A 3,073-nucleotide genomic window follows, 5' to 3' on the forward strand; every position below is an offset into this window, starting at 1 on the left:
ATTAAAGCGGAGAAGAGCCCTTTAAATGGGCCTTGATTTCAGACACAACTCCAACGCATGGCTTAACTGCTTTTACCTCTAGTGCTTATGTTAAGTATGTGAATAGACTAAGTGCAAAGCGAAATGGAGAAATAAAGCCTCTTTCGTTAACAACAAAAACGCTTAAGTTCCTCGCAGTGGAAAACCTTTATCAGTGTTGCAAAGCATTTGATTTTGTTAAAGAGCATCCTTGGCCTGGTTCTGGTGCCAATATGCAGGCAGGACTGATTGGAGAGGCCGCTCAAAAAGCGAAAACGAAACCTAAGACCCCTATCATCCCTAACGAAGTGCTAATTCCACTTTGTAAATTTACAAAGTCATGTTTAGACAGGGCTGATGAAATTTTGGCATCAAAAGGTAAGCGTGAATCATTACTACTGCGAGACAGTTGCATCTTCTGGTTGCTACTCACAACAGGTATGCGTATCCATGAGGTTTTAGGTATTAAACGCGGAGCATATCGCAGTGAGACAAGAGATGAGGTGACGTATTACTACATTGAAACTACGTCAGAGAAGACCCATACGGGATTAGCTGAATGGATTGCGCCAGAGATTGCAACTCAAGCTATCGACATTCTTGGTCGTTATAGTGAGCCATTGCAAAAGCAGCTTGAAACTGACTTATCAAAAGCAAGGGATAGTCAAGACCATTTGGAAGTTCATAGGCTAGAAGAAATCTCAGACCATATTTGTTTGTCTACATCTAAAACTGCTATTGCCTTATTGTCCGGAAGAACAATTACAGTGAATAGGTTACCTAATTTATGTCAACAGATAGATACTAACTGGAATTTGTCAGCGCACCAGTTTCGCCGCACCTTTGCCAACTATGCAGTGCATTCTGAATTGGGTGATTTAAGGGCACTAAAAGACCATTTTAAACACTGGTCAATCACCATGACGGCTCTGTATGCCTTTAACGAAGATTTAGACGCAGAATTATTCGAAGAACTGCTCCGAGAAAAGTATTTGATCGAAGAAGAAATCAAGCAAGACTGGTTTGAATTAGACACACCGATTACGGGTGGCGATATGGCTGAAAACATCAAGAAAGTCCGTGCAGATGGAGAGCTAATTAAAACTTTCGGCTCTCTCGGTGATATGGCTAAAGCCTACTCTAGCTCTATTCCTATCCGCTCAACAGGCATTGGATGGTGTACCAATGATGATGAATGTAAGTGCGGTAAGCCTGATAGCTGCGAGAGCGGGATTGTAGATAAACGGCATCTTCCCTACTGGGAGGGGATGCTTGTTCAGCAAATGAAACTTATGCAGTTGGATGATATAGGGGAAGCCGGTAGAGATGCAGCTAGGAAAGGTATGGAACGCTGTGAAAAGGTATTGAGTGCTTTAGGTATCGATGTTGAAGCCATGAAGCAGAAGTTTAGCCAAAGAGATCTAATCGAGGTAGAGAATGTCTAACCAGAAAGAAAAGTCGACACATAAAGCGGTAAGACTTTCCATTATTCGCATAGAAAAAGGTCGGCCTAATGTTGTCTCTGATAAGCGTAAAATGAGTGTTGCTGCCGTTGCCGAAGAAGCTGGCGTAAGCCGAGCGTTGATTCATCGCGATTGCCCTGACCTGTTAGAACGTATTAAAGGTGGTGTGAATAAAGGTATTCGACAACAGCGTGATGCCAAGCAAATTGAGCTGAATGAATACAAAGAGCGCAATCGAGAACTTCGAACTGAGGTCGCGGAGTTAAAAGCCATGTTATCTAAAGTTCAATCGCAAAACGCTACGTTAATACGGAAAAATATGGTGTTAAGTGGTGTTAGTACTAAAAACAACAATGTTACACAGCTATCTTACAATAAGTGACTGTATTAAAAGTTAAAACCAATAAATTTACTGAGATTAATTGATGATTTAATTTCAATAAAAACGCAACAACAAACAGCGCATTATAAAACAATCACTTACACTAAGTTACATGTAACGTAGTATTTATAAAATTTGATTGGAAATGTGCCTTTTTCAAGCTACCTATAGCGATTAGAGAGTTAAAATTTGATCATTTTTGAGGTTAGTTACTACCGCTAAGATTTATGAAATGACAATAAACATTGAGTACAATTATGTTAAATCAACATATCAAATCTAGTTTTTTGCCAATTTAGTTCAAAAATAAAACAAAACACAATGTGCATAACAGCTATATCTATTATAAATGTAGATAACTACTTATTTAGTATTGAACAAAAATCACTATGAAAATACCTTTCTTAACATTGTTATTGCTTATTTCTTCTAGCGCCTACGCGGTAAACCATCAAATTGGCGTTGGGATTGGTTACGGTGGTACCGAAGGGCCAAATAATTGGGATGATTCAGGCTTCGCGGGAAAAATTGACTATTCTTACCAGTTTCACCCTAATTTCTCTACAGAGATTGGTTATGCAGGAGTCGATGGTATGACCAACAATATTATTTCCACCACTTTTGGCCAAACCAAACAGCAAGTAAATTATTCAACAGGCTACCTTGGCCTCAAAGCCAGCCTTTCTCCTATTCCGTTTTTTAATCTTTATGCGCTAGGTGGTGCAAACTACTCAAACGTTGAGAAAACCTTCACCCCTACGGGTCAGGCAGAGAGAACCGAATCGCACAAGGGTTTCAACCCATATTATGGACTTGGGGCCGAAGTAGTTGCCTTCAACACGGTCGGCTTTAATGTCGAATACCGTAAATTTTTCTTAGCCAACGATTTCGAGTCCGATGCTGTCTTCGTAGGACTAAACGTTAAGTTCTAACATACGTCAGCAAATCTCTTTACCGAGAGCTTACTTTTTTGTCCGTGAATATATTATGGTTTTTATTATTCCAATTATGTTAAACGGGCGAGTTAACTGTCAAAAACAGCCTTCAGAGCGATTTTCAGGGCAAAATTCGGCTATCTACAGACACGTACTTATGGGCGAGAAAATGGGGCCACACGGTTTTAGCAAACCACATCTATCATCATAAATAGCTTACTCCCAACGCTCACAAAACTAATTCCCTCCCCTTCAAGGGGAGGGTTAGGGTCTGT

At 40.1% G+C, this 3,073-nt stretch carries 3 protein-coding genes; all 3 read left to right on the plus strand.

Features of this window, described 5'->3' with window-relative positions:
* Positions 1 to 98 precede the first annotated feature (98 nt).
* Positions 99 to 1,463, plus strand: coding sequence for a site-specific integrase (locus PL85_RS18105; RefSeq protein WP_234826553.1), 1,365 nt, complete (start codon positions 99 to 101; stop codon positions 1,461 to 1,463).
* On the plus strand, positions 1,456 to 1,863 hold the full coding sequence (locus PL85_RS18110) for a TetR family transcriptional regulator (RefSeq protein WP_115339520.1): 408 nt from the start codon (positions 1,456 to 1,458) through the stop codon (positions 1,861 to 1,863). The genes PL85_RS18105 and PL85_RS18110 overlap by 8 nt, the downstream gene beginning before the upstream one ends.
* Before the next feature lie 389 nt (positions 1,864 to 2,252).
* A complete protein-coding gene (locus PL85_RS18115) occupies positions 2,253 to 2,795 on the plus strand; it encodes an outer membrane beta-barrel protein (protein ID WP_115339519.1) in 543 nt (180 codons plus the stop codon).
* Positions 2,796 to 3,073 lie beyond the last annotated feature (278 nt).

Origin of the sequence: Vibrio anguillarum, from assembly GCF_001989995.2 — a bacterium.
Lineage (GTDB): Bacteria > Pseudomonadota > Gammaproteobacteria > Enterobacterales > Vibrionaceae > Vibrio > Vibrio anguillarum.